At 66.3% G+C, this 23,875-nt stretch carries 23 protein-coding genes; 16 read left to right on the top strand and 7 right to left on the bottom strand.

The genetic code is table 11. From position 1 onward, the window contains the following. Positions 1-118 (bottom strand): hypothetical protein (locus VGV37_RS10680; RefSeq protein WP_326879650.1); only part of this gene is annotated, 118 nt, incomplete at its 3' end. Positions 119-457: 339 nt separating this feature from the next. On the opposite strand from VGV37_RS10680, the gene galE reads away from it, so the two are divergent. The 4 genes from galE to VGV37_RS10660 all read left to right on the top strand — a co-directional run bounded on the left by galE (position 458) and on the right by VGV37_RS10660 (position 7,189). Beyond that, complete coding sequence (gene galE, locus VGV37_RS10675; protein WP_326879648.1) at positions 458-1,429, top strand: UDP-glucose 4-epimerase GalE; 972 nt, start codon at positions 458-460, stop codon at positions 1,427-1,429. Between the two features lie 145 nt (positions 1,430-1,574). Further along, on the top strand, positions 1,575-4,211 hold the full coding sequence (locus VGV37_RS10670) for a glycosyltransferase (protein ID WP_326879647.1): 2,637 nt from the start codon (positions 1,575-1,577) through the stop codon (positions 4,209-4,211). A 16-nt stretch (positions 4,212-4,227) separates the two neighbouring features. Beyond that, entirely contained in the window at positions 4,228-6,033 is a 1,806-nt protein-coding gene (locus VGV37_RS10665; protein ID WP_326879646.1) for an ABC transporter ATP-binding protein, read from the top strand. Then, a complete protein-coding gene (locus tag VGV37_RS10660) occupies positions 6,023-7,189 on the top strand; it encodes a hypothetical protein (protein ID WP_326879645.1) in 1,167 nt (388 codons plus the stop codon). Before VGV37_RS10665 ends, VGV37_RS10660 begins: the two co-directional genes overlap by 11 nt. A 171-nt stretch (positions 7,190-7,360) precedes the next feature. Here the strand turns inward: VGV37_RS10660 and VGV37_RS10655 are convergent, their stop codons facing one another. Further along, entirely contained in the window at positions 7,361-8,005 is a 645-nt protein-coding gene (locus VGV37_RS10655) for a GntR family transcriptional regulator (protein WP_326879644.1), read from the bottom strand. A gap of 99 nt (positions 8,006-8,104) precedes the next feature. Between VGV37_RS10655 and VGV37_RS10650 the strand changes: the two genes are divergently transcribed. From VGV37_RS10650 to VGV37_RS10625, 6 genes are all read left to right on the top strand, one after another. Continuing rightward, positions 8,105-8,950, top strand: coding sequence for an alpha/beta hydrolase (locus VGV37_RS10650; protein ID WP_326879643.1), 846 nt, complete (start codon positions 8,105-8,107; stop codon positions 8,948-8,950). 31 nt (positions 8,951-8,981) lie between these two features. Beyond that, the gene (locus VGV37_RS10645) at positions 8,982-10,541 is read left to right on the top strand and encodes an ABC transporter substrate-binding protein (RefSeq protein ID WP_326879642.1); all 1,560 of its coding nucleotides are present in this window, start codon (positions 8,982-8,984) and stop codon (positions 10,539-10,541) included. Positions 10,542-10,719: 178 nt separating this feature from the next. Beyond that, positions 10,720-11,865 carry a C45 family peptidase gene (locus VGV37_RS10640; RefSeq protein ID WP_326879641.1) on the top strand — a complete coding sequence of 382 codons (1,146 nt, stop codon included), beginning with the start codon at positions 10,720-10,722 and terminating at the stop codon, positions 11,863-11,865. Between the two features lie 12 nt (positions 11,866-11,877). Continuing rightward, a complete protein-coding gene (locus VGV37_RS10635; protein ID WP_326879640.1) occupies positions 11,878-12,822 on the top strand; it encodes an ABC transporter permease in 945 nt (314 codons plus the stop codon). After that, positions 12,819-13,634 (top strand): ABC transporter permease, encoded by an 816-nt coding sequence (locus VGV37_RS10630; protein ID WP_326879639.1) that lies wholly within the window; start codon positions 12,819-12,821, stop codon positions 13,632-13,634. Before VGV37_RS10635 ends, VGV37_RS10630 begins: the two co-directional genes overlap by 4 nt. Before the next feature lie 2 nt (positions 13,635-13,636). Next, the gene (locus tag VGV37_RS10625; RefSeq protein ID WP_326879638.1) at positions 13,637-15,298 is read left to right on the top strand and encodes an ABC transporter ATP-binding protein; all 1,662 of its coding nucleotides are present in this window, start codon (positions 13,637-13,639) and stop codon (positions 15,296-15,298) included. Here VGV37_RS10625 and VGV37_RS10620 read toward each other — a convergent pair. From VGV37_RS10620 to VGV37_RS10610, 3 genes are all read right to left on the bottom strand, one after another. Further along, positions 15,284-15,736 carry an NUDIX hydrolase gene (locus tag VGV37_RS10620; RefSeq protein WP_326879637.1) on the bottom strand — a complete coding sequence of 151 codons (453 nt, stop codon included), beginning with the start codon at positions 15,734-15,736 and terminating at the stop codon, positions 15,284-15,286. The two genes, VGV37_RS10625 and VGV37_RS10620, sit on opposite strands and share 15 nt — an antisense overlap. Before the next feature lie 269 nt (positions 15,737-16,005). Further along, positions 16,006-16,866 (bottom strand): hypothetical protein, encoded by an 861-nt coding sequence (locus VGV37_RS10615; protein ID WP_326879636.1) that lies wholly within the window; start codon positions 16,864-16,866, stop codon positions 16,006-16,008. Then, positions 16,847-17,377: an RNA polymerase sigma factor gene (locus tag VGV37_RS10610; protein ID WP_326879635.1), complete on the bottom strand. Its 531-nt coding sequence runs from the start codon at positions 17,375-17,377 to the stop codon at positions 16,847-16,849. The genes VGV37_RS10615 and VGV37_RS10610 overlap by 20 nt, the downstream gene beginning before the upstream one ends. A 387-nt stretch (positions 17,378-17,764) precedes the next feature. On the opposite strand from VGV37_RS10610, the gene VGV37_RS10605 reads away from it, so the two are divergent. The 3 genes from VGV37_RS10605 to VGV37_RS10595 are packed head-to-tail and all read left to right on the top strand — an operon-like array spanning position 17,765 to position 20,782. Next, positions 17,765-18,943 carry a Re/Si-specific NAD(P)(+) transhydrogenase subunit alpha gene (locus VGV37_RS10605; RefSeq protein WP_326879634.1) on the top strand — a complete coding sequence of 393 codons (1,179 nt, stop codon included), beginning with the start codon at positions 17,765-17,767 and terminating at the stop codon, positions 18,941-18,943. Between the two features lie 14 nt (positions 18,944-18,957). Continuing rightward, on the top strand, positions 18,958-19,368 hold the full coding sequence (locus tag VGV37_RS10600) for an NAD(P) transhydrogenase subunit alpha (RefSeq protein WP_326879633.1): 411 nt from the start codon (positions 18,958-18,960) through the stop codon (positions 19,366-19,368). A gap of 13 nt (positions 19,369-19,381) precedes the next feature. After that, on the top strand, positions 19,382-20,782 hold the full coding sequence (locus tag VGV37_RS10595; protein ID WP_326879632.1) for an NAD(P)(+) transhydrogenase (Re/Si-specific) subunit beta: 1,401 nt from the start codon (positions 19,382-19,384) through the stop codon (positions 20,780-20,782). 214 nt (positions 20,783-20,996) lie between these two features. Here VGV37_RS10595 and rpsU read toward each other — a convergent pair whose 3' ends face one another. Continuing rightward, positions 20,997-21,200, bottom strand: coding sequence for a 30S ribosomal protein S21 (rpsU, locus tag VGV37_RS10590; RefSeq protein ID WP_189050969.1), 204 nt, complete (start codon positions 21,198-21,200; stop codon positions 20,997-20,999). 242 nt (positions 21,201-21,442) lie between these two features. Between rpsU and def the strand changes: the two genes are divergently transcribed. Genes def through VGV37_RS10575 form a run of 3 tightly spaced genes read left to right on the top strand, consistent with a single transcriptional unit; the run spans position 21,443 to position 23,511 of the window. Further along, the gene (gene def / locus VGV37_RS10585) at positions 21,443-22,003 is read left to right on the top strand and encodes a peptide deformylase (RefSeq protein ID WP_326879631.1); all 561 of its coding nucleotides are present in this window, start codon (positions 21,443-21,445) and stop codon (positions 22,001-22,003) included. Further along, the gene (locus VGV37_RS10580; RefSeq protein WP_326879630.1) at positions 22,000-22,644 is read left to right on the top strand and encodes a COQ9 family protein; all 645 of its coding nucleotides are present in this window, start codon (positions 22,000-22,002) and stop codon (positions 22,642-22,644) included. Before def ends, VGV37_RS10580 begins: the two co-directional genes overlap by 4 nt. Continuing rightward, positions 22,645-23,511, top strand: coding sequence for an alpha/beta hydrolase (locus VGV37_RS10575; RefSeq protein ID WP_326879629.1), 867 nt, complete (start codon positions 22,645-22,647; stop codon positions 23,509-23,511). Positions 23,512-23,513: 2 nt separating this feature from the next. Here the strand turns inward: VGV37_RS10575 and VGV37_RS10570 are convergent, their stop codons facing one another. Then, complete coding sequence (locus tag VGV37_RS10570) at positions 23,514-23,774, bottom strand: hypothetical protein (protein ID WP_326879628.1); 261 nt, start codon at positions 23,772-23,774, stop codon at positions 23,514-23,516. Between the last annotated feature and the right edge of the window lie 101 nt (positions 23,775-23,875).

Genomic DNA, 23,875 nt, shown 5'->3' with positions numbered 1-23,875 from the left:
TGATCCGCTCGATCTTGCCCGCGTCCTTGTCCACGCACACCACAGACGTGCCGAACTCCGAGAAGCACGCCCCAGACACAAGCCCGACGTAGCCCGTCCCGATGACCGCAATGCGCATCAATATCTCCTCGTGGTAATGGCAAGCTCAGCCAGACCACATGCCCGATCGGCCGGCCCGGCGCCAACAAAATCCGCCATCGCCCCGGTCTGCGGGTCGGTAAAACGACCGCCGGCCGGCAGGACTCGCCAGACAACGGGGCATCTGCGCGGAAAATTCCGCACTGCGGTCGTAACAATTTTGGTGCCGGTCGAAAGCGCTGGCGGCGGCGGCCGGGATCGTGAGAAAGAGCCTGTGGCATTGGCCGAAACCCGGACGGAAGAAACCCGGGGCATGACGCGTTATAGATCCGGAAGAACCGGGTACGGGCGCAATCCCTTCAGAGGATCGAAGAGACCGATGGCGAAAAATATCCTGGTCACCGGCGGCGCCGGCTATATCGGCAGTCACACCGCCAAGGCCCTGTCCCGCGCCGGCTATCGCCCGGTGACCTACGACAGCCTGGTCTACGGCCATCGCCACGCGGTGAAGTGGGGACCGTTCGTCGAAGGCGACATCGCCGATACCCCCAAACTCGAGCAGGTGATCAAGGACGAGGCGATCGATGCCGTCGTGCATTTCGCCGCCTTCGCCTATGTCGGCGAATCGGTCACCAAGCCCGAGATCTATTTCCAGAACAACGTGGTCGGCTCGCTGTCGCTGCTGGACGCGATGCGCCATACCGGCGTGAAGCCGATCGTGTTCTCTTCGACCTGTGCCACCTACGGCATGCCGGACCGCATGCCGATCACCGAAGAGACGCTGCAGCGCCCGATCAACCCCTATGGCGAGACCAAGCTGATGATCGAGCGGGCACTCGCCTGGTACGGGCCGGCCCACGACATCCGCTCGGTCTCGCTCCGCTATTTCAATGCCTGCGGCGCCGATCCCGAGGGCGAGATCGGCGAGGAGCATGATCCCGAAACCCATCTCATCCCGCTGATCCTCGATGCGGCGCTGGGCAAGCGCGCGGCGATCGACGTGTTCGGCACGGATTATCCGACGCCGGACGGCACGGCCGTGCGCGACTATATCCATGTCCAGGACCTGGCGGACGCCCATGTGAAGGCGCTGGCCTATCTGTTCGACGGCGGTGCCACCACCCAGGTCAATCTCGGCACCGGCACCGGCAATTCGGTGCGCGAGGTGATCGACGCGGTCGAGCGGGTGACCGGGCGCACCGTGCCGCGCCGCGAAGTGGCCCGCCGCGCCGGCGATCCGCCCGAGCTGGTCGCCGATCCGTCGAAGGCGAACAGCCTGCTGGGCTGGAAACCCGCGATGTCGGACATCGACAGCATCATCCGCACGGCCTGGGCCTGGCATACGAGGTAACGGCGTCGTTTCCCGCGGAAATGGGGTCGGGACGCTCGGGATTTGACAAGCCGGCGCCATGCAGGCTCTCTCTCACCGGTACGGTAGCCGGCGGGGGCGAGCCGGTACCGTTGCACATTTGAATCGAGTCGGGACGAGAATGGCCTTGAACGAAGAAAACGCGGCTGTCGACAATGCCGAGGACGGCGCCAGGAAGCGGGCATCCCGCGCGCGCAAGCCGGTGGAGCCGACGCCCCAGGTCATCGACCTCAGTCCGACGCCGGTCCGGGTGCCGGCATCGTCGTTCGAGCCGATCCGCGTCGAAGGCAAGTTCTTCTTTACCGGCCAGACCAAGTTCTTCCTCAAGGGCGTCACCTATGGCCCGTTCCCGGTCGGCGCCGACGGTACCCAGTTCCCGCCGGCCGATCGCGTGCGCCAGGATTTCGGCCTGATGGTCGAGGCCGGTGTCAACACGCTGCGCGTCTTCACCGTTCCGCCGGTCTGGCTGCTCGACATCGCCGCGGAATTCGGCCTACGCGTGCTGGCCGGCATTCCCTGGTCCCAGCACATCACCTTCCTCGACAGCGAGGCGACCAAGTCCGAGATCCGCCGCATGGTGATGGCCGGCGTGCGCTCGCTCGGCCGCCACCGGGCGCTGCTCGCCTACATGATCGGCAACGAGATTCCGCCCGACATGATCCGCTGGCACGGGCCGGACAAGGTGCGCGCCTTCCTGATCGATCTGGTCAAGGAGGTAAAGGCCTATGATCCGACCGGTCTGGTCAGCTACGCCAATTTCCCGTCGACCGAATATCTGACCGTCGATTTCACGGATTTCCTGTGCTTCAACGTCTATCTGCACAATGAATCGGCGTTCCGGCGCTATATCGCGCGCCTGCATAACCTGGCGGTCGACCGGCCGCTCGTGCTGACCGAGTTCGGCATGGATTCCATGCGCGAGGGCAAAGAGCACCAGGCCGAGACGATCGGCTGGCAGGTGCGTACCGCGTTCGAGCTCGGGTGCGCCGGCACCTGCGTGTTTGCCTGGACCGACGAATGGTTCACCGGCGGCCACCTGATCGAGGATTGGGAATTCGGCGTCGTCGACAAGGACCGGCAGAAGAAGCCGGCGTTCGACGCCATCGCCGCCAACTACCTGGGACAGCTGCCGCCGGCGCTGCCGGCCTATCCGCGCGTCTCGGTCGTGGTCTGCGCCTACAATGCCGACCGGACGATGGACCAGTGCCTGGCCTCGCTCGAGCACATGAACTATCCGAATTACGAGGTCATCGTCGTCAACGACGGCTCGACCGACCGGACGCTGGAGATCTCGCAGCGCTACGAATATTGCAAGATCATCAGCCAGCCGAACAAGGGCCTGTCGGTCGCGCGCAACGTCGGCGCGGAGCTGGCGACCGGCGAGATCGTCGCCTATACGGATTCCGACTGCGTCGCCGACAAGGACTGGCTGACCTACCTGGTCGCCAAGATGCAGCACAAGGGCCTGTCCGCGGTCGGCGGCCCGAACTTCCCGCCGCCGGAGGACGATCTGGTGCCGGCCGCCGTCGCGGTCTCGCCGGGCGGGCCGACCCATGTGCTGGTGTCGGACGAGGTGGCCGAGCATATCGCCGGCTGCAACATGGCGTTCAAGCGCGACGTGCTGTTGGAGCTGGGCGGGTTCGACCCGACCTACCGCGCGGCCGGCGACGATGTCGACATCTGTTGGCGCTTCCAGAATGCCGGCTACACCATTGGCTTTGCACCGGCCGCCGTGGTCTGGCATTTCCGCCGCAATACGGTCGAGGCCTATCTCAGCCAGCAGAAGGGCTATGGCAAGGCAGAGGCGCTGGTCTATTCCAAGCACCCCTTGCGCTTCAACCTGTTCGGCCAGGCGAAATGGCTGGGCCGGATCTATGGCGACCTGTCGGCCTCGCTGCTGCTGTCACGCCGGCCGGTGATCTATTCCGGCGTGTTCGGTCGCGGCCTGTTCCAGACCATGTACGAGCCGCCCTCGTCCTTGGCCGCGTTCCTGCCGCTGACCTTCGAATGGAACATCGTCGCGATCGCGCTCGCCTTCGTCGGGCTGGTCGCCGGCGGCTGGTGGCTGCTGCTGTGGGTGCCGCTGCTGACGACCTGGACCATGTGCATCTCGGGCGCGCTCAAGGCGCCCATCGACCGGCGCTTCCGCTCGCTGAAGGCGCGGGCGCTGATCGCCCTGCTGATCTACCTGGGGCCGATCCTGCGCGGCTGGACCCGGGTCAAGTGGCGGGTCAAGGAATCCAACGCGGTCGACCATCTGCCGGCCGAGCCGATCCAGCAGCAGGCGCGGCTCGACTGGCGCAACCGCGCGCTGTTCCTGTCCTATTGGGGCCAGAATTACGAAGAGAAGGAAGTACTGCTGGCCGGCCTGATGGAGTTCTTGGTGCCGCGCAAATACTTCCTGCAGATGGACGAGGGCTGGAGCGACTGGGACCTGAAGATCGCCCGCGGCCTGTGGAGCCGGGCGTTCGTCATGGTCTGCACCGAGAACCACGGCGGCGAGAAGCGGGCGGTGCGCGTGCGCTGCTCGATGCGCCTGTCGCGCCTGTCGTCCTTCGTGCTGCGGCTCTATGCCGGTGCCACGGCGGTGGCGCTGGTCGTGGGCGCGCCGGTGCCGGCGGCGATCATCGCCGTCGTGGGCCTGGCGAACTTCGCCTACATCGCCGACCAGACCTGGCGCTTCGGCACTATCATGAACCGCGTCATCGACGAGGTCGCGCGCAAGGCCCAGCTCCTGCCGATGACCGGCCGCAAGGCCGGCTGACCGCAACTCCATGGCCATGCGCGGGCTCGCCTGGAAGATCTCGGGCTATGTGCGGCCCTATACGCCGCTGCTCGCCGCCGCGCTGGTCCAGGTCTTCGTGCTGCTGGGCTTCGAGCTCCTGAAGCCCTGGCCGCTCAAGATCGTCATCGACAATGCGCTGGGCGGCAAGCCGCTCGCGTTCGGCCCGCTGCTGTGGCTGCTGCCGGGCATCCCGGCCTGGTCGGCCGACCGGCTGGTCGCGGTCGCGGTCGGCGCGCTCGTCGTGATCTACCTGCTGAGCGGCGCGCTGACCGTGGTCTATAATGCCATGGCGATCTGGCTGGGCCAACGCATGGTGACCGACCTGCGCGGCCGGCTCTATGCCCATCTGCAGCGCCTGTCGCTGGCCTATCACAGCCGCCAGCGGGTCGGCGACCTGATGATGCGCGTCACATCCGACAGCTATGCCGTGCAGACCATGATCATGAACGGCGTCTTGCCGATCCTGCAGGCGATCGTGCTGCTGATCGGCATGATCTTCGTGCTGGCGCCGATCGATCCGGAGCTGACCCTGGTCTCGCTCACGGTCGTGCCGCTGCTGTTCCTGCTGATCGGCCTGTTCAACCGCAAGATCGCCGATATCGCGACGGTGGCGCGCGACAACGACAGCCTGGTCTATTCGGTCGCCCATTGGGGCCTGGGCTCGATCAAGCTGGTCCAGGCCTTCACCAAGGAGGCCGAGGAGCATCGCCGCTTCATGGACGTAAGCGGGGCGGCCCTGCGCTCGCACCTGAAGCTCTATTCCTGGCAGACGCTCTATTCGGCGGTGATCGGCACCCTGATGGCGCTGGGCACGGCACTCGTCATCTATGTCGGCGCGCACGAGGTCCTGTCGGGCGCGCTGTCGATCGGCACGCTGCTGGTGTTCACGACGTATCTCGCCCAGCTCTACGGCCCGGTCAACCAGATCACCCAGAGTTGGGGGCTGATCGCCGGCGCCCGGGTCGGCGCCACGCGGTGCTTCGAGATCCTGGATACCGAGGCGGATCTCCAGGACGGCAGCCGGCTCTTCCCGGACAGCGGGGCCACCGGCCGGATCGAGTGGCAGGGCGTCGCCTTCCGCTACCGGGCGGACCAGTCGGTGCTGCGCGGCATCACACTCCAGGTCGAGCCGGGCCAGACCGTGGCGCTGGTCGGCGCCACCGGCGCCGGCAAGTCGACCCTGTTGGGCCTGATCCCGCGCTTCTTCGACCCGAGCGAGGGCGCGATCCTGATCGATGGCGTCGACGCCCGCGACTATGAGATCCGCTCGCTGCGCCGCCAGGTCGCCATGGTGCTGCAGCCGCCCCTGGTGTTTCCGCTGAGCGTGCGCGAGAACATCGCCTATGGACGGCCGGACGCGAGCCTGGACGAGGTCAAGCACGCGGCGCGCCTGGCCGAGATCGATCGGTTGATCGAGAGCCTGCCCGAGGGCTACGAGACCATCGTGGGCGAGGGTGGGGCGACTTTTTCCGAGGGCGAGAAGCAGCGCCTGACCATTGCCCGCGCCCTGTTGCGCGATGCGCCGATCCTGATTCTGGACGAGCCGACCTCGGCGCTCGACGCCGAGACCGAGTCGCTGGTCATGACCGGCATCCGCCGCCTGACCGAGGGCCGCACCACCTTCGTCATCGCGCATCGCCTGTCGACCGTGCGCCGGGCCGACGTAATTCTCGTGCTGAAAGACGGAGTGATTGCGGAGTCAGGGCGTTTCGATGAAATGATGCAGCGCAGCAACGGGTTGTTCAGACAACTCTACGATACTCAGTTCGATCTCACCGAGGAGACGCATGTTGGCGTCTAACAAAAAGACCGTGCTCGTCCTGCATCTCGCCGGACAGATTCCCATGGCAGGCATCGCCTGGCAGGCGCTGCATTATGTGCTGGGGCTGCGCCGGCTGGGCTACGACGTCTGGTATATAGAGGATTCGGGGGCGAACCCGTACGATCCCCGGCAGTTCAGCATCGTCGAGGATTGCACCTACAACGTCCAGTTCGTGAAGACGATGATGGAGCGCTTCGACCTGGGCGACCGCTGGGCCTACTGGGACGCGGCGAACGATGTGGTCCACGGCATTTCCAAGGAGCGGCTGATGTCGCTCTACGGTGAGGCGTCGGCCTTGTTCAATCTCTGCGGCGCCACGCGTTTGCGCGAAGAGCACCTGAAGTGCCCGGTCCGCATCTTCGTCGATACCGATCCGGTGTTCGAGCAGGCCAAGGTCGCCTCCGGCAACGTCGATTCGCTCGAGTACCTGAGCCTGCATACCCACCATTTCACCTATGGCGAAAACCTCGGCAACGAGGATTGCAAGGTGCCGATGGTCAAGTTCGAGTGGAAGAAGACGCGGCCGCCGGTGCTGGTCGACCTGTGGGACGCCGGCTGCGTGTCTGCCGGGCCGTTTTATTCCTCGATCGCGACCTGGGAGAACAAGGGCAAGGACATCGAGGTCGGCGGTGAGACCTATCGCTGGTCGAAGCATGTCAATTTCCTGAAATACCTGGACCTGCCGCGCGCCGTGATGCAGCCGTTCCGCCTGGCCATGACCCCGCCGTCCAAGGACGTCGAGGAGCGCGTGCGCGACGGCGGCTGGGACATCGTCGACCCGGTGCCGATCTCGGCCGACATGCAGGCCTACCGCGATTTCGTCGTCACCTCGCGCGGCGAATTCACGGTGGCCAAGGACATCTACGTGCGCCCGAACAGCGGCTGGTTCTCCGACCGCTCGGTCTGCTACCTCGCCGCCGGCCGGCCGGTCATCACCCAGGAAACCGGCTTCTCGAAATTCATCGAGACCGGCAAGGGCCTGTTCCCGTTCTCCTCGCTCGAAGAAATCCGCGAGGCGGTCGCCCGCATCAACGCCGACTACGCCCACCATTCGATCGGCGCGATCGAGGTGGCGAACGAGTTCTTCGACGCCCACACGGTGCTGACGAAGATGGTGGCGGAGGTCGGATTCTAGGCAGCGCTGGCTGGGCGGAAAAGCAGCGAAGCGCGTTCGCCGGAATTCTCCGTCATTCCCGCGCAGGCGGGAATCCAGTCAGAGCCGCGTCTGCGGCGACAAGGCTCTGTGTTCCCGCTGACCGCGCGTAACGCTGGATTTCCGCCTGCGTGGAAATGACGGTGGGACGTGTCAGCGGGCGCTGGGCGCTTCCGGCACCTGCCGGATATGCGCCCGGATCAGCGCCTTCAAGCCGGCTGTATCCCTCGCCTCGACCGCGTCGATCATCAGGAAATGCTCGCGGCTCGATTGTTCGATGCGGGCGCGGGTCTTCCATTGTTCGAGTGGGGCGGACGGGCCGCGGCTGCGGAACTCCAGGATCAGGTTGGCGAGTTCGCGGTTGCTGCACAGCCGCGCCATGCGGACGTGGAAGGCGATGTTCGCCTCGTACTGCTCCAGCAATGTGCCGTCGAACACCAGGTCGCTGAAGCGCCGGGCGAGGGCGCGCAGCTCGTCGATCGCGCCTTCGTCGGCGTTTTCGATCACGCTGTCGGCGGCCGCACTCTCCAGCACCACGCGCACGTCGCGGATCTCGTCGCTCTGGCGCGCGTCCGGCTGGTAGACGTGGTAGCCGCGGTTCGGGATGTGCTGGACCAGGCGCTTCAGCACCAGCTTATCGAGCGCGCGGCGCACCTCGATGCGGGTGCAGCCGTAGCGCCGTTCCAGGTCGATCTGCTTCAGCCAGGTGCCGAGGCCGAACAGGCCGGAATGGATATCGCGCGCCAGCAGCTCCGCCGCATCCTGGGCCGGCTTCGTCGGGGCCGCCGCACGCTTCATGTTTCCCTGCCGATCTGATCGCGAACAAACCGTTGCATAGCGGCTTGCCGGGGGTGTCATCAATATGCATTATAATTGGCGCCAATTATGGAAACAATTATGACGAACCCTGAAATCGATCCCACGTCGCGCGGCAGCGCCATGTACGACCTCGGCAGCACGCCGATCTTCGCCAGCAAGGGCGATCCGCGCTTCAGCTATTGCCTTTATGTGCCGCCCGGCATCGCCAAGGCCGCGACCCCGCCCGAGCTGATCGTCGCCATGCACGGCACCGGCCGGTCGTTCCTCGAATATCGCAATGCGCTCGCCGAGTTCGGGCGCTGGAACAATTGCATCATCCTGGCGCCGCTGTTTCCGATCGGCGTGCGCGGCGACGGCAATCGCGACGGCTTCAAGTACATGATCGAAGGCGACATCCGGTACGACCGGGTGCTGCTCGACATGGTCGACGAGGTCGGGGCTAAATACGGCCGCTCGTTCGAGCGCTTCGCCCTGTTCGGCTATTCCGGCGGAGGCCATTTCGCCCATCGTTTCCTGATGCTGCATCCGGATCGGCTGTGGGCGGCCTCGATCGGGGCCCCGGGCTCCGTCACCCTGCTCGATCCGACGCGCGACTGGTGGGTCGGCACGCGCGACGTGGCCGCCCGCTTCGGTGCGGAGATCGACACGGCAGCGATGGCGCGTGTGCCGGTGCAGATGATCGTCGGCGGCGCCGACCTGGAGACCTGGGAGATCACCCACCGCGAGGGCGGGCGGAACTGGATGCCCGGTGCCAACGATGCCGGCCGGACCCGGCCGGAACGGCTCGCCAGCCTGCAGCGCTCGTTCGAGGCGGCCGGCGTCACCGTGCGCTTCGACCTGATGCCCGGCATGGCCCATGACGGGCTGCGCGCCGTCGAGACGGTGAAGGATTTCTTCGCCGACGTGTTGAAGACCAAGCGCTGAACGGCGCACCTAGGAACAGCAGGGGTTATCGATGCAGGTGATCGGCTTCAAGCGGTGTCTCTCGGCCATGGTCCTGGCCGGCGTCGCGGCGATCGGGACGGCCCGGGCCCAGTCGGTCACGGTGGCGCTGAACGCCGATATCCGCAGCACCAACCCCGGCGTCAATCGCGACGACAATACCGACGGCGTCGTGCTGAACATGGTCGAGGGCCTGGTGGGCTATCGCCAGGACGGCACGGTCGGCCCGTTGCTGGCCGAGAAGGTCGACACCTCGGCCGATGGGCTCACCTATACGTTCCACCTCAGGAAGGGCGTCAGGTTCCACAATGGCGCGCCGATGACGTCGGCCGACGTGCTGTGGAGTTGGCAGCGCTACATGGACGCGAAGACGGAATGGCGCTGCCTCGCCGATTTCGACGGGCGCAGCGGCCTGAAGGTGGTCGAGGCCACCGCGCCGGACGCCGATACCTTCGTCATGAAGATCGACAAGCCATCGGCCCTGTTCCTCGACAGCCTGTCGCGCACCGACTGCGGCATGACCGGGATACTGTCCAAGGACTCGGTCAATCCGGACGGCACCTGGAACAGGCCGATCGGCACCGGTCCGTTCAAGTTCGTCGAATGGAAACGCGGCGAATATGTCACCGTCACCCGGTTCGACGACTATGTCTCCCCACCGGGCGACAAGGTCGACGGCTATGTCGGCAACAAGAAGGCGTTCGTGAAGGACGTGAAATTCCTGGTCGTGCCGGATGCGTCCACGGCCAAGGCCGGGTTGCTGTCCGGCGCGATCGACATCGCCCAGATCCTCGATTCCGACGCGCCGGAACTGCAGCAGAGCGACAAGGTCCAGGTGCTGACCCCGACCTCGGCGGTCAAGCACGTGCTGTTGATCCAGACCCGCGACCCGATCCTGAAGACCGTCAAGCTGCGCCAGGCGATCGCGGCGGCGCTCGACATGGGTCAGCTGGTCGCCGCCGCATCGAACGGGCTCGGCAAGATCAACAACGCGGCGGTGCCGTCGAGCTCGGCCTATTCGGACGCCGCCCAGAAGAAGGGCTATGCCTATGATCCGGCCAAGGCGAGGCAGCTGCTGGCGGAGTCCGGCTACAAGGGCGAGCCGATCAAGATCATCGCGAACAAGCGCCTGACCGTGCCCAGCTTCCCGGTCGCGGTCATGGCCCAGGCGATGCTGCAGGCGGTCGGCATCAACGTCGAGATCGAGGTGCTGGAGTGGGCGACCCAGCTCGACCGGTACAACAAGGGCAACTACCAGATGATGTCCTTCAGCTATTCCTCGCGGCTCGACCCGGCCTTGAGCTACGAGCAGTTCACCGGACCCAAGGACAAGCAGCCGCGCAAGGTCTGGGACAATCCGGACGCCCAGGCGCTGCTCGACAAGGCCTCGACCATCTCCGACCAGGCCGAACGGCAGAAGCTGTTCGATCAGCTCTACGCCATGCAACTGGCCGATACGCCGCTGATCATCCTGTTCAACGGCATCGAATTCTCGGCCCAGGGCAAGCGCGTGCAGGGCGAGCCCTATTGGGAAGGCAAGCAGCGGCTGTGGGGCGTCACGGTCGCGAATTGAGAAGACTGACCAATACTCATCGTCATCCCCGGGCTTGACCCGGGGATCCACGCAGGGCCGCTGCGCCAAACTGGGCGCCGAAGGTGAACTGCCCCACCGCGTGGATGGCCGGGTCAAGCCCGGCCATGACGGATGAAGATGAAATTTTTTTCTCCGAACTCCAACGGACGGACGCGTCATGGCCCAGGCAATCACCCCTTTCCCGTTCGTGTCCGTGTCCGGCACGCCCTACGAGCGCGGCCGGCAGTACGGCGCCGGTCTCCGGGACCGGGTGGTGGCGAGTGCCCGGCTCTACGGCAAGACGCTGGACGAGCTCGGCTACGACTCGGTCGGAAAGACCCGGCTGATCAAGCGTTTCGCGACCCAGATCGAAGGCTTCGGCGCGCATTACCTGGAAGAGATGCGCGGCGTCGCCGACGGGTCGGGCGTCGCGTTCGAAGACATCGTCATGATCAATGCCCGGACCGAGGTGATCGCCCAGGCCCGGCGCGAGAAGGACGCCGGCATCGCCGAGGTGCCGGACCCGGACGACGGCTGCACCGGCGCCGTAATCATGCCGGAGCGCAGCGTCACCGGCGCGTTGATCCACGGCCAGAACTGGGACTGGCGCGCCGAATGCGCCGAGACGGCGATCGTGCTGCGTGTGCGACGCGATGACGGGCCGGATTTCCTGACCTTCGTCGAGGCCGGCGGCCTCGCCCGCTGCGGCCTCAATGCGGCCGGCGTCGCGATCACCGCGAACTATCTGGAATCCGAGCGCGACTTCACCCAGACCGGCGTGCCGCTGTCGCTGATCCGGCGCAAGGTGCTGGAGCAGGAGCATTTCGCGCTGGCCATGCGCGCGGTCGCGACCACGCCCAAGACCTGCTCGAACAACATGATGCTCAGCACGGTCCAGGGCTTCGCCATCGATTTCGAATGCGCGCCCGACGAGGCGTTCCCGGTCTATCCGAGCGACGGGCTGATCGTGCATGCCAATCACTGGACCAGCCCGGTGGCGCTGGCCAAGCTCCGCGATACCGGCATCCCGAGCGTGCCGGAGAGCTTCTATCGCGACTGGCGGGTGCGCAAACTGCTGAGCGAGGCGGGCGGCAAGCTTGGCCCGGACGACCTCAAGGCGGCGCTGTTCGATACGTTCGGCACGCCCTATTCGGTCTGCCGTCCGCCGCGGCCGGGCAGCGGCGGCAACCTGTCGGCGACCGTCTCCATGGTGATCATGGAACCGGCCAACGGCACCATGGAGGTGGCGCCCCTGCCGGCGCTCAACCGCAGCTTCACGCGCTACAGCCTGACCGAGGATCCCGTCACCCTGGCCGCCTTCTAGGCAGGCAGCCCCATGCTGCGCTTCGCGTTCAACCGGATCCTGATGGCCTTGCCGACTCTGCTGATCGTAGCGGTGTCGGTCTTCATCCTGATCCGGCTCATCCCAGGCGATCCGGCGACCCTGATGCTGGGCGACCAGGCGACGCCGGCGAACCTGGCGGACCTGCGCGCGCGGCTGGGGCTCGACCGCAGCCTGCCGACCCAGTTCCTGCTGTGGGCCGGCCATGTGCTGCGCGGCGATTTCGGCCAGTCGATCACGTCCGGCCAGGCGGTGCTGCCGCTGATCTTCGAGCGCTTCTGGGTCAGCGCCAAGATCGTGCTGAGTGCCGCGTTCCTGGCCAGCCTGGTGGCAGTGCCGGCGGGCATGATCGCCGCTTGGCGGCAGAACAGCTGGGTCGACCTGGTGCTGGTCGGCGGGGCCACCCTGCTGTTGTCGATCCCGGCGTTCTGGATGGGCCTGCTGCTGCTGCTGTTCTTCGGGCTGAAGCTCGGCTGGTTGCCGGTCGTGGGCTATGTCTCCTTCTCCGACGACGTGGTGAAGGCGCTGCTCTATATGGTGCTGCCGGTCCTGACCCTGTTCCTGCACGAGATCGGCGTCATCCTGCGCATGTCGCGGGCGAGCACGCTCGAGGTGCTGCGGCTCGATTTCATCACCCATGCCCGTGCCAAGGGGCTGAGCGAGATGGCGGTGCTGTGGCGCCATGCCTTCAAGCCGGCGTTCGGGCCGACCTGGACCCTGCTGGGCCTGGTGCTGGGCAACCTGCTGGGCGGCATCGCGGTGGTCGAGACCGTGTTCACCATTCCCGGCCTCGGGCGCCTGCTGGTCGATTCGATCTTCGCGCGCGACTATCCGGTCATCCAGGGCTGCCTGATGTTCATTGCCTTCATCTATGTGCTGGTCAATCTGATCGTCGACCTGTGCTACCCGCTGTTCGATCCCCGGGTGACCGCGGAATGACTCGCCCCTCGCTCAACGCGATCTTCGGCGTCACGCTGATCGGGCTGCTGCTGGCCGTCGCCATCGCCGGCAGCTTCTGGACGCCGTTCGACCCGCTCGGCATCAATTTTCCGGCACGGCTGGGCGCGCCGGGTCCGCTCCATTGGCTGGGCACCGACGAGTTCGGCCGCGACGTGCTGAGCCGCCTGATGAAAGGGGCCGCCACCAGCGTGCGGATCTGCGTGCTGACCGTCTGCTTCGCGCTGGTCGCCGGCACCATCGTCGGCATCTTCACCGGCTTCGTGCGCGGCTGGAGCGACCGGATCATCATGGCCTTCGTCAATGCGCTGCTGGCCTTCCCGGGCATCCTGCTGGCGCTGGCCCTGCTGACGGTGGTCGGCGCCAACGAGTATGGCATCGTGCTGGCGCTGGGCTTCGCCTATACGCCGTCGGTCGCCCGCGTCGTGCGCGGCACCGTGCTGTCGCTGCGCGAGAAGGAATATATCGAGGCCGCGCGCGTCATGGGCAATTCGGAGCTTTTCATCATGGCGCGCCACATCCTGCCCAATTGCATCGCCTCGCTGATCGTGCTCGGCACCTCGATGTTCGGCTGGGTCCTGCTGGCCGAGAGCGCCCTGAGCTTCCTTGGCCTCGGCGTGCCGCCGCCGGCGCCGACCTGGGGCAACATGCTGGCGAGCGGCCGGCCCTACATGGTCCAGGCGGTCTGGTTGGGCCTGTTCCCCGGCCTGTGCATCGCGCTCACGCTGCTGGGCATCAACCTGCTGGGCGACGTGCTGCGCGACAAGTTCGACCCGAGGATGCGCGGGCTGTGAGCATGAACTCGACGCCCTTGCTCGAGGTCGATCGCCTGACCCTGCAGGTCGGGCGGACCGGTGCCATCGTGGTGAACGACGTCAGCCTTTCCCTGGCGCCCGGCGAGGTCCTGGGGGTCGTGGGCGAGTCCGGCAGCGGCAAGACCTTGCTGGCGCGGGCGGTCATCGGGCTGGAGCCGCCGGCGATCCGGCGGGCCGCCGGCACGATCCGGTTCGAGGGGCACGATATCGCGACCATGCCGCCAAAGGCGCTGCGCGCCTTGCGCGGCAACCGGATCGGCATGGTGTTCCAGGAGCCGATGACCTCGCTCAACCCGTCGCTGACCATCGGGCGGCAGTTGGAGGAAGGGTTGATCCTGCACCGCGACGGCGATGCGCCGGCGCGCAAGGCGGCGATTCGCGAGATGCTGCGGCGCATCGGCATCCAGGATCCCGAGGCGGCGCTGGCCGCCTATCCGCATCAATTCTCCGGCGGCATGCGCCAGCGCATCATGCTGGCCTCGGTCATGTTGCTGAAACCCGCCCTGCTGATCGCCGACGAGCCGACCACGGCCTTGGACGCGGTGGTGCAGCGCGAGGTTCTGGAGCTGATGCTGGAGCTGACGCGGGACCATGGCACGGCCGTGCTGATGATCAGCCACGACCTGTCCATGGTCGCGCGCTACAGCGACCGGGTCGCGGTCATGTGCCGGGGCGATCTGGTCGAGCAGAACACCACGGCCGAGCTGCTGCGCCGGCCGCAACAGCCCTATACCCAAAAGCTGCTGAACGCGATGCCGCACCGGACGCCGGCCCGGACCCTGCCTATGGACGAAACGCCGATCGTTGCCGTGCGCGGACTGACGGTGGACTATGCCGGCCATGGCGGGCTGATGCAGCGCCAGGCGCCGAAGCGGGCGCTGCACGGCATCGACATCGAAGTCCGGCCGCGCGAAGTCGTGGCGGTGGTCGGCGGTTCCGGCTCGGGCAAGACCACGCTCGGCCGCGCCATCGTCGGCCTGGTCAAGCCGTCGGGCGGCGAGATCCTGTTCGCCGGCCGGCCGATCGCACGCAGCGACGAGGGCTGGCGGCACTATCGGCTGAATTGCCAGATGGTGTTCCAGGATCCCTATGCCTCGCTCGATCCCCGCATGACCATCGGCCAGCTGGTGGGCGAGGCGCTGCGCCAGGTACCGGGCCTGGGACCCGCCGACAAGGTCCGGCGAATCGCCGAAGGGCTGGAGGAGGTCGGGCTCGAGCGCAAATATATCGACCGCTATCCCCACGAACTGTCGGGCGGCCAGCGACAGCGCGTCGCGATCGCCCGGGCCGTGGTGCGCCGGCCGTCCTTCGTCATCGCCGACGAACCGGTCTCGGCCCTCGACGTCACGGTGCGCGCGCAGGTCCTGGCGCTGTTCGTCGAGCTGCAGCAGCGCCACGGTTTTTCCTGCCTGTTCATCAGCCACGACCTGGGCGTGGTCGAGCAAGTGGCGGACCGGGTGGTGGTGATGCGCGACGGGCGGATCATCGAGCAGGGCGACCGCGATACGGTGTTCGACCATCCGCGCGAGGCCTATACCCGCACCCTGTTGTCGGCCATTCCGGCGCTGGAGCCGGAAAGCGGCGGCGGTGTCCGGCTGAAATGGCGGTTCGAGAATGACGCCCGGACGTCAGGCCGCGGCTGACTTCTTCCGGCCGGCGGGCAGCGCCTGGCACAGCTTTGCCAGGCAGGGCTCGCGCAGCAGCCTGGCGGCTTCCTGGGGCGAGACCCACTTCAGTTCGCGACGGCCCTTTTCGGGGAAATCCTTCAGGGTTTCGGTCACCTTCATCAGGTAGACCCAGACCTCGATCACGGTCTCGCAGGTCGAGCGCCGCTTGGTCGCGCGGTACATGCCGACCGAGGTGGGGGTGACTTCGCCCACGATACCCGCCTCTTCGAATGCTTCCTTGGCGGCATTGTCGCCGAAGCTCAGATGCGGCTCGACGCGTCCCTTCGGAATGCCCCAGCGATGGTTCTTCGCCGTCGTCACGACCAGCACGCGCGGTTCGCCCCGACGATCGAGCCGATAGGCCAGGACGCCGGATTCGAGCAGGGGCGGGTGTTTGGGCGAAACATCGAGCATGGTCGTGGCTGGTATGAAGCTCCGTCGGGAAATGCCTGGGCAGGTGGAAACGTTTTCAGAAAACAGTATAACGCCTAATCGATATCAATCGGTTAGCGAGAATACCGTTCCGGGTACGATGGCAGTGATGACTGATGTCACAGGTCGAAACCTGGGGATGCAATGCCAGCTCGCCCACTCGTTGACCGGACGAGACCCGGGGGTCTGAAAAGAAAAAACGCCGCCGAGGGGGGCCCTCGGTGGCGTTTTCGGATGCGACTCCAGAGCGGTCAGATCGCCTTCAGCTGGAACTCGATGTCGTTGGCGATGCCCCACATCCAGCCCTTGTCGGCGGACCCGACCAGCGCATAGCCGTGACCCTGGTGGCGCCAATACAGCAGGTTGACGCCGGCGCGCTTGTCGAAGGTCGGCGACATGTTGGCCCGGGTCGTGTTGGTCACCGTGATAGTGATGGGACCCAGGCTCTTGTTGTCCGTCATATAGAAGAACTGGAATGCCGGCTTGCCCTCGACCACCAGCTTGCGGGCGCCCTGGAACGCCAGGCCCCAGGGCTTCAGGTCCGGAATGCGCACGTCGGCCGGCAACAGTTTCTTTTCGGTCTCGGCGCTGGCCGGCACGTCGAACACGGCGCTCTCGGCGCCGTTGGCACTCGAGATCAGCAGATTGTGGTAGCCCGCGATATTGTCGAGCCAACTGGTCGCGGTCGAGGTCGGCTGCACGCCGTCGATCGAGACGTCGCCCGTGCCGGCCAGATAGCCGCCGCCGGCGCCGATCATCAGGAACGACAGCGAGGCGGCCGCGACCAGGCCCAGGCCCCAGCGCCGGTTGGCGATGCCCTTGCGGGCGGTCGAGGCCGCCAGCCTGGCACCGAACGACAGGATCGTGGCGCTCTTGGGCGCCTCGGCGACGGTATCGCGGCCGCGGGCGGCCGCCATCAGCCGGTCCGGCACCGGTTCGCGCAGAATCTCTTCGAAGGCGTCGCGGATCTGGGTCGCCGACTCGGTCAATGCCTGAAGCCGTGCCCGCAGTTCCGGATCCCGCTCCAGCCATGACTCGACCTCGACGGCTGCGGTCTCGTCGAGCTCGCCGTCCAGGTAAGCCACGAGCATCTCATCGCTGGGCCGCTGCATCATCACCACTCCTCCGAAGACCCCCGCCCGCGTCCAACTGCGCCACCAACGCAACCCTGGCCCGGGCGAGACGGCTCATGATGGTACCAACCGGGACCTGAGCGATCTCCGCTGCCTCCTTGTAACTGAACCCGTCCACCGTCACGAGCATCAACGCTTCCCGTTGCTCCGCCGGAAGCCGCGCCGCCGCGCGGCGGACTTCCTCCAGAGCCAGTCTCGCCTCTGCCCGTCTCACCGGCTCGTCGCTGCCGTACCGTTCGTCCTCGATCTCGCCGTCTTCCTTGCGCACGGCCTGGGATCGGATCTGATCGATCCAGATCGTCTGCACGATCCGGAACATCCAGCTGTCGAACCGCGTCCCCTCCTGGAACTGGTGTTGACGCGCCAGCGCCCGTTCGCAGGCCGCCTGCACGAGATCGTCTGCCTGGGACGCGTTGCCGGCAAGGCCCCGCGCGAACCGGCGGAGTCTCGGCAGCGACGCCACCAACTGATCGCTGAACGCCTCGCTCACCGCGACATCGTCCAGAGGGCAGTCCTCGTGCTCAGATAACGGACCGGCATCGGCTTTATTCCATTCCGCTTTGATTCTTGTCTTCAGGACCGGCCGACATTGCCGCTTTCCGCCCTCGACATAAGGCCATACCACGCCAGGGCCTGAGGGAAAACACATTGCCCTCGCAACGAAAAATCGCGATTGAGCGAGATTCTTCGCAGAAATTTCGTCGGACGCCGCGCCGAAGTCTGATACGAATGGCCGACCGGCTGGCGGGCCATGCGATTCTCGCAGGTGCCGGAAGGGTTTCGTTAGGCGCCCGGCAGATCCCGCCGCGGCCGCCGGGCTTCGGATCCTGCACGTGGGTCCGGGGTCGGTTCTTTTCCAGGGACGGAACGACGACCGATGAAAGTGGCCATCACAAAAGAGACCCGCGCCTTTGAAAAGCGGGTCGCAGCCTCACCGGAAACGGTGAAGAAAATGATCGCGCTCGGCCTCGAGGTTGTGATCGAAAAGGACGCGGGCACGTCCGCGTCCTTCACCGATGCGGCCTACGAGGCGGCGGGTGCCAAGATCGCGGCCGATGCCGCCGCGGCGATCGACGGCGCCGAACTGGTGCTCAAGGTCCAGCGACCGCAGCTGGCGACCGAGGGCGTCGACGAGCTCGCGTCGCTGAAGCCGGGCGTGACGCTGGTCGCGATCCTGGGCGCCTTGCAGAACCGTGCCGACGTCGAGGCCTATGCCAAGGCCGGCATCACCACGTTCAGCATGGACCTGATCCCGCGCATCACCCGCGCGCAGTCCATGGACGTGCTGTCATCCCAGGCCAACCTCGCCGGCTACAAGGCGGTGGTCGAGGCGGCGACGGAATATGGCCACGCCTTTCCGATGATGATGACGGCGGCCGGCACCATTCCGCCGGCGCGCGTCACGGTCATGGGCGCCGGCGTCGCGGGCCTGCAGGCGATCGCGACCGCGCGCCGCCTGGGCGCGATCGTCTCCGCCTTCGACGTGCGCGCCGTGGCCAAGGAACAGGTCGAGAGCCTGGGCGCCTCGTTCATCGAGGTCGATGCCGAGGCCGCCAAGTCGGCCGAGACCGCTGGCGGCTACGCCAAGGAAATGAGCGAAGACTACCAGCGCCGCCAGCGCGACAAGATCCACGAAGTGCTGAAGAAGGCCGACATCGTGATCTGCACCGCGCAGATTCCGGGCAAGAAGGCGCCGATCCTGGTGACCAAGGAAATGGTCGCCGACATGAAGCCGGGCTCGGTCATCGTCGATCTGGCGATCGAGAGCGGCGGCAATGCCGAGGGCGGCAAGGTCGGCAAGATCGTGACCACGCCCAACGGGGTGAAGCTGGTCGGCCATGCCAACATGCCGTCGCGCATCGCGGCCGACGCCTCGGCGCTCTATGCCAAGAACCTGCTCAATTTCCTGGCCCTGATCGTCGACAAGGAGACCAAGGGCCTGAAGATCGACGTCACCGACGATATCGTCAAAGGCACGCTCGTGACCCGCGACGGCCAGATCGTCCATCCGGCGCTGGCGCCTGCGGACGCCGCACCCGCCCAGCCTGCCGCCTGAGGAGCCCCGACATCATGGATCCGACCTCTCTGTCGCATCGCGCGACCGATCTCGCCGGCGATGCCTCGGCGCTGTCGCACAATCTCGACGACCTGGCCCGGCAGGTCGCCGAAACGGCGCAGACCGCGGCCGCCCACGGCGGCAGCCCGTTCGTGTTCTTCCTGACCGTGTTCGTGCTGGCCTGCTTCGTGGGCTATTACGTGGTCTGGCGGGTGACGCCGGCGTTGCATTCGCCGCTGATGAGCGTCACCAACGCCGTCTCCAGTGTCATCATCGTGGGCGCGCTGATCGCCGCCGGGCCGGCCGAGCTGACCTTTTCCAAGTTCATGGGCTTCATCGCCGTCGTGCTGGCTTCGGTCAACATCTTCGGCGGGTTCATCGTGACCCAGCGCATGCTGGCGATGTTCAAGAAAAAGCAGAAGTAAGGAGGACGGCCCCGTGACCGAGAACCTTTCCGCCCTTCTCTACCTCGTCGCCTCCGTGTGCTTCATCATGGCCCTGAAGGGCCTGTCGAGCCCGGAATCCAGCCGCCAGGGCAATTTCTTCGGCATCGCCGGCATGGTGATCGCCATCCTGACGACGCTCGCCTCGCCGCTGGTCGAAAGCTATTGGCTGATCGTCGTCGCCATCGCCATCGGTGGCGGCATCGGCGCCTTCATCGCGCGCAAGATCGAGATGACGGCGCTGCCGCAGCTCGTGGCTGCATTCCATTCGCTGGTGGGCTTGTCCGCCGTCTGCGTCGCGGCCGCCGCCTTCTACGCGCCTAGCCGCTACGGCATCCTCGAGCCGTCGGGCGCCATCCATACCGGCAGCCTGCTGGAAATGGGCCTGGGCACCGCAATTGGCGCCATCACGTTCACCGGCTCGATCATCGCGTTCGCCAAGCTGCAGGCGCTGATCACCGGCAAGCCGCTGGTGTTCCCGGGCCAGCATATGCTGAACCTGGCCTTGGGCGTCGGCATCGTGGTGCTGCTAGGCCTGTTCATGGCGTCCTCCTCGCCGCTGGTGTTCTGGCTGCTGGTGCTGGCCTCGCTGGCGCTGGGCTTCCTCTTGATCCTGCCAATCGGCGGCGCCGACATGCCGGTTGTGATCTCGATGCTGAACAGCTACTCCGGCTGGGCCGCCTGCGGCATCGGCTTCACACTGGCCAACAGCCTGCTGATCATTACCGGCGCGCTCGTGGGCTCGTCGGGCGCCATCCTCAGCTACATCATGTGCAAGGGGATGAACCGGTCGATCTTCAACGTCATCCTAGGCGGCTTCGGCACCGACGGCGGCACGGCGATGCCCGGTGCCAGCAAGGGCGACCAGGTGGTCAAGGCCGGGTCGGCCGAGGACGCGGCCTTCATCATGAAGAACGCGGCCAGCGTCATCGTCGTGCCCGGCTACGGCATGGCGGTGGCCCAAGCCCAGCACGCGTTGCGCGAGATGGCCGACGTGCTGAAGAAAGAGGGCGTCTCGGTCAAGTACGCGATCCATCCGGTCGCCGGCCGCATGCCGGGCCATATGAACGTGCTGCTGGCCGAGGCGAACGTGCCCTATGACGAAGTCATGGAACTGGACGAGATCAACCGCGACTTCTCGTCGACCGACGTCGCCTTCGTCATCGGCGCCAACGACGTGACCAACCCGGCGGCCAAGACCGACCCGACCTCGGCGATCTACGGCATGCCGATCCTCGACGTCGAAAAGGCCAAGACCGTGCTGTTCATCAAGCGCTCGATGGCATCAGGCTATGCCGGCGTCGATAACGAGCTGTTCTTCCGCCCGAACACCATGATGCTGTTCGGCGACGCGAAGAAGATGACGGAAGAGATCGTCAAGGCAATGACCGCCTGACGGAAGAACGAGACGCCGGCCCGGGAAACCTGGCCGGCGCTTCTTTTTCGTCATTCCCGCGAAGGCGGAAATTCAGTAAGGGCCCCGTCTGCGGCGCGTAACGCGGGATGACGGTCGGATCTGGATTCACCAGAACGAAAAGCGCCGGCAGATTGCTCTGCCAGCGCTCTCGTTTATTGCCCAAGGCCGATCCGGCGCTCTGGGAAGCCCGGGGCTAGTAGCCCTCGCGGTCCATGCGCTTGCGGAGCAGCTTGCGATGGCGGCGAACCGCCTCGGCCTGCTCGCGCGCCCGCTTCTCGGACGGCTTCTCATAATTCCGACGCAGCTTCATCTCGCGGAAAATGCCTTCCCGCTGCATCTTCTTCTTCAGCGCGCGCAGCGCTTGGTCGACATTGTTGTCGCGAACGAGGACTTGCACGGTTGACCGGCGCTCCATCGAGAGAATAAAAAACTGGCCGTGGATGCAGACTGCACCCCCGATCGAGCGGCTTTAATAGCACCGGGAAGGGGATAGGGAAAGAGGAGTCTTCCCTGCGCACCCGGCAGGGCGGACCAGCGGTGCTTGCGGGGCAATGGCGAAGCCGAAGAGCAGCGCCCTGACGGGAGCCGTCGCCGCTTGGCCTTTACCCACGCCGTGCCGCCACCCATACTCCTCATATCATGAGCATTCTCAAGATCGCCCGGATGGGGCATCCCGTATTGCGTCGCGTGGCCGATCCGGTCGCCGACCCGACCGCACCCGATGTGGCGCAGCTCGTGCGCGACATGATCGAAACGCTGGAGGACATCGGCGGCGTCGGCCTGGCCGCACCGCAGGTCCATGTCTCGCGCCGCGTCATCATCTTCAAGGTGCCGGAGGCGCGCACGACCGACATCGAGGGCGATGCGCCGCTGCCACTGACCGCATTGATCAACCCCACGATCGAGCCGGTGGGCGACGCGCTCAATCTGGGTTGGGAAGGGTGCCTGTCGATCCCCGGCCTGCGCGGCGCCGTACCTCGCTACACCACGATCCGCTATCGCGGCTTCGCGCCGGACGGGTCGGTGGTAGAGCGCGAGGCGGTGGGATTCCACGCAAGGGTCGTGCAGCACGAGTTCGACCATTTGAATGGGGTGCTCTATCCGGAGCGCATGAACGACCTATCTCTGCTGGCGTTCCTCGAGGAGGGGCAGAAGCACCCGATCGACCTGGCGGCTTACGCCCGGGGAGAAGTCGAATGACCGCACAAGCCGATTTCATCGCGGCCAAGGACCGGCTGCTGGAAGCGACCCTGCCGAACGTGCTGTTCGATGGCTGGTCGTTGGTGGCGCTCAAGGCCGGGGCCCAGGCGCTGGGCCTGCCCGAGGGCGAGATCGTCCGCCTGTTCCCCGACGGCGGGCGCGAGGCGGCTCTCTGGCTCGACGAGTGGGCCGATCGGCGCATGCTGGAAGCGCTCGAACCGATGAACCTGCCGGCCCTCAAGGTGCGCGAGCGGGTCGCGACCGCAGTCAAGACGCGGCTTAAGGTGCTGGAGCCCCATCGCGAGGCGGTGCGGCGTGCGATCGCGCTCAAGGCCTCGCCCTGGGGGGCGGCCAAGGCGGCGGAGATCGTCTATCGCACGGTCGATGCGGTCTGGTATGCCGCGGGCGACACCGCGACCGACTTCAATTTCTATACGAAGCGGGCGCTGCTCGCCGCCGCCTACGGCCCGACCGTGCTCTATTGGCTGAACGATTCGTCGGAAGGATCGGCGGACACCTTCGCCTTCCTCGATCGGCGGCTGGGCGAGATCCTGCAGATCCCGAAATTGACCGCCGGGCTGAAGCGGGCCGCCCGGCACATGACCGGCCCCTTCGAGTTTCTGCGCCAGGCCCGCCGCTAGGTGAGGCGCCTGATCCGCCGCGGCACCAGGCTGGGCTTTCAGCTGGTGCTGGGCGCGCTGGCGCTAACGGGATGCCGTGCGCTCGACATGGTCGACGCGGTGACCCCGCGCGGCGGCTATTCGATCGAACGGGACCAGGCTTATGGCCCCGATCCGCGCCAGCGCCTCGATGTCTATCGCCCGGCCGCGGATACCGGCCGTCCCATTGTGCTGTTCTTCTACGGCGGGAATTGGAAGGAAGGCTCGAAGAACGACTATCGCTTCGTCGGGCAGAGCCTGGCCACGGCCGGCTATGTCACCGTGGTCGCGGACTACCGGCTCTATCCCGCCGTCTCGTTTCCGGGATTTGTCGAGGATGGTGCGGCGGCCACGGCCTGGACCGCGGCGCATCTGACCCGGCCGGACGGCACGCCGCGGCCGATCGTGCTGCTGGGCCATTCGGCCGGCGCCTATATCGCGGCGCTGCTGGCGACCGACAAGCGCTACCTCGACGGTCCGGCGGGCCCCGGTCGGCGGGTCGTCGAGGCCTGGGTCGGTCTCGCCGGGCCCTATCAGTTCCAGCCGAAGGACGAGAACGCGCGGATCCTGGCCTCACCCGACGGACGACCCAACATGGCGGCCGACGCGGCGGATGCCGGGACGCCGCCGGCCTTCCTCCTGGTCGCCGGCGATGACGAGATCGTCGGCAAGGTCAATGCCGACCGGCTCGAGGCGAGGCTGCAGGCCCTGGGCGTGCCGGTCGTGCGCAAGACCTATCCGGGTCTGCACCACGCGACCCTTGTCGGCGGGCTCGGCTCGTCTTTCGGCTTCATCGGCCCGATCCGCGGCGACGTCCTGGCCTATCTGGACGCGTTGCCCAGCCATTGAGCTCAGCCGAGCAGCGAAGTAACGACGCCGACCGCTTCCATGGTGATGGCGAGGCCGGCCAGCGCCATGAACGTGACGCCCATCAGCACCGTCTCGATCCGCGCCCCTGCCGACGGCGCGAGCGTGACGGTCCGCTGCATCGGGTGCATCACCGGGCGCAGGGCGGGCAGGACGCGCGCCCGCACCAGCTTCCGGGCGGGAGCGACCCGAACCAGGCGGCTGGCGGCGCGGGGGGCGAAGGTCAAAGCGGCGTTGGTGTTCATGATCATCTCCTGCATGTCTTGTGTAAGGAACAAGAGCAACAGGCGGGCCAGATGATCGTATCGTTATAAATCAGTGGGTTGGGCGGAAGGGGTGGGCCGTG

Origin of the sequence: Aliidongia sp., assembly GCF_035943795.1 — a bacterium.
In the GTDB taxonomy this organism is placed as follows: Bacteria; Pseudomonadota; Alphaproteobacteria; order ATCC43930; family CGMCC-115725; genus Aliidongia.
This window is presented reverse-complemented; position numbering and strand designations above follow the sequence as displayed.

Bases quoted from the DNA above. Each gene is read 5' to 3' on its own strand.
- galE (WP_326879648.1), top strand. From the start codon at position 458: ATGGCGAAAAATATCCTGGTCACCGGCGGCGCCGGCTATATCGGCAGT.
- VGV37_RS10665 (WP_326879646.1), top strand. From the start codon at position 4,228: ATGCGCGGGCTCGCCTGGAAGATCTCGGGCTATGTGCGGCCCTATACG.
- VGV37_RS10655 (WP_326879644.1), bottom strand. From the start codon at position 8,005: ATGAAGCGTGCGGCGGCCCCGACGAAGCCGGCCCAGGATGCGGCGGAG.
- VGV37_RS10650 (WP_326879643.1), top strand. From the start codon at position 8,105: ATGACGAACCCTGAAATCGATCCCACGTCGCGCGGCAGCGCCATGTAC.
- VGV37_RS10645 (WP_326879642.1), top strand. From the start codon at position 8,982: ATGCAGGTGATCGGCTTCAAGCGGTGTCTCTCGGCCATGGTCCTGGCC.
- VGV37_RS10640 (WP_326879641.1), top strand. From the start codon at position 10,720: ATGGCCCAGGCAATCACCCCTTTCCCGTTCGTGTCCGTGTCCGGCACG.
- VGV37_RS10635 (WP_326879640.1), top strand. From the start codon at position 11,878: ATGCTGCGCTTCGCGTTCAACCGGATCCTGATGGCCTTGCCGACTCTG.
- VGV37_RS10630 (WP_326879639.1), top strand. From the start codon at position 12,819: ATGACTCGCCCCTCGCTCAACGCGATCTTCGGCGTCACGCTGATCGGG.
- VGV37_RS10625 (WP_326879638.1), top strand. From the start codon at position 13,637: ATGAACTCGACGCCCTTGCTCGAGGTCGATCGCCTGACCCTGCAGGTC.
- VGV37_RS10620 (WP_326879637.1), bottom strand. From the start codon at position 15,736: ATGCTCGATGTTTCGCCCAAACACCCGCCCCTGCTCGAATCCGGCGTC.
- VGV37_RS10615 (WP_326879636.1), bottom strand. From the start codon at position 16,866: ATGCAGCGGCCCAGCGATGAGATGCTCGTGGCTTACCTGGACGGCGAG.
- VGV37_RS10605 (WP_326879634.1), top strand. From the start codon at position 17,765: ATGAAAGTGGCCATCACAAAAGAGACCCGCGCCTTTGAAAAGCGGGTC.
- VGV37_RS10600 (WP_326879633.1), top strand. From the start codon at position 18,958: ATGGATCCGACCTCTCTGTCGCATCGCGCGACCGATCTCGCCGGCGAT.
- def (WP_326879631.1), top strand. From the start codon at position 21,443: ATGAGCATTCTCAAGATCGCCCGGATGGGGCATCCCGTATTGCGTCGC.
- VGV37_RS10580 (WP_326879630.1), top strand. From the start codon at position 22,000: ATGACCGCACAAGCCGATTTCATCGCGGCCAAGGACCGGCTGCTGGAA.
- VGV37_RS10570 (WP_326879628.1), bottom strand. From the start codon at position 23,774: ATGAACACCAACGCCGCTTTGACCTTCGCCCCCCGCGCCGCCAGCCGC.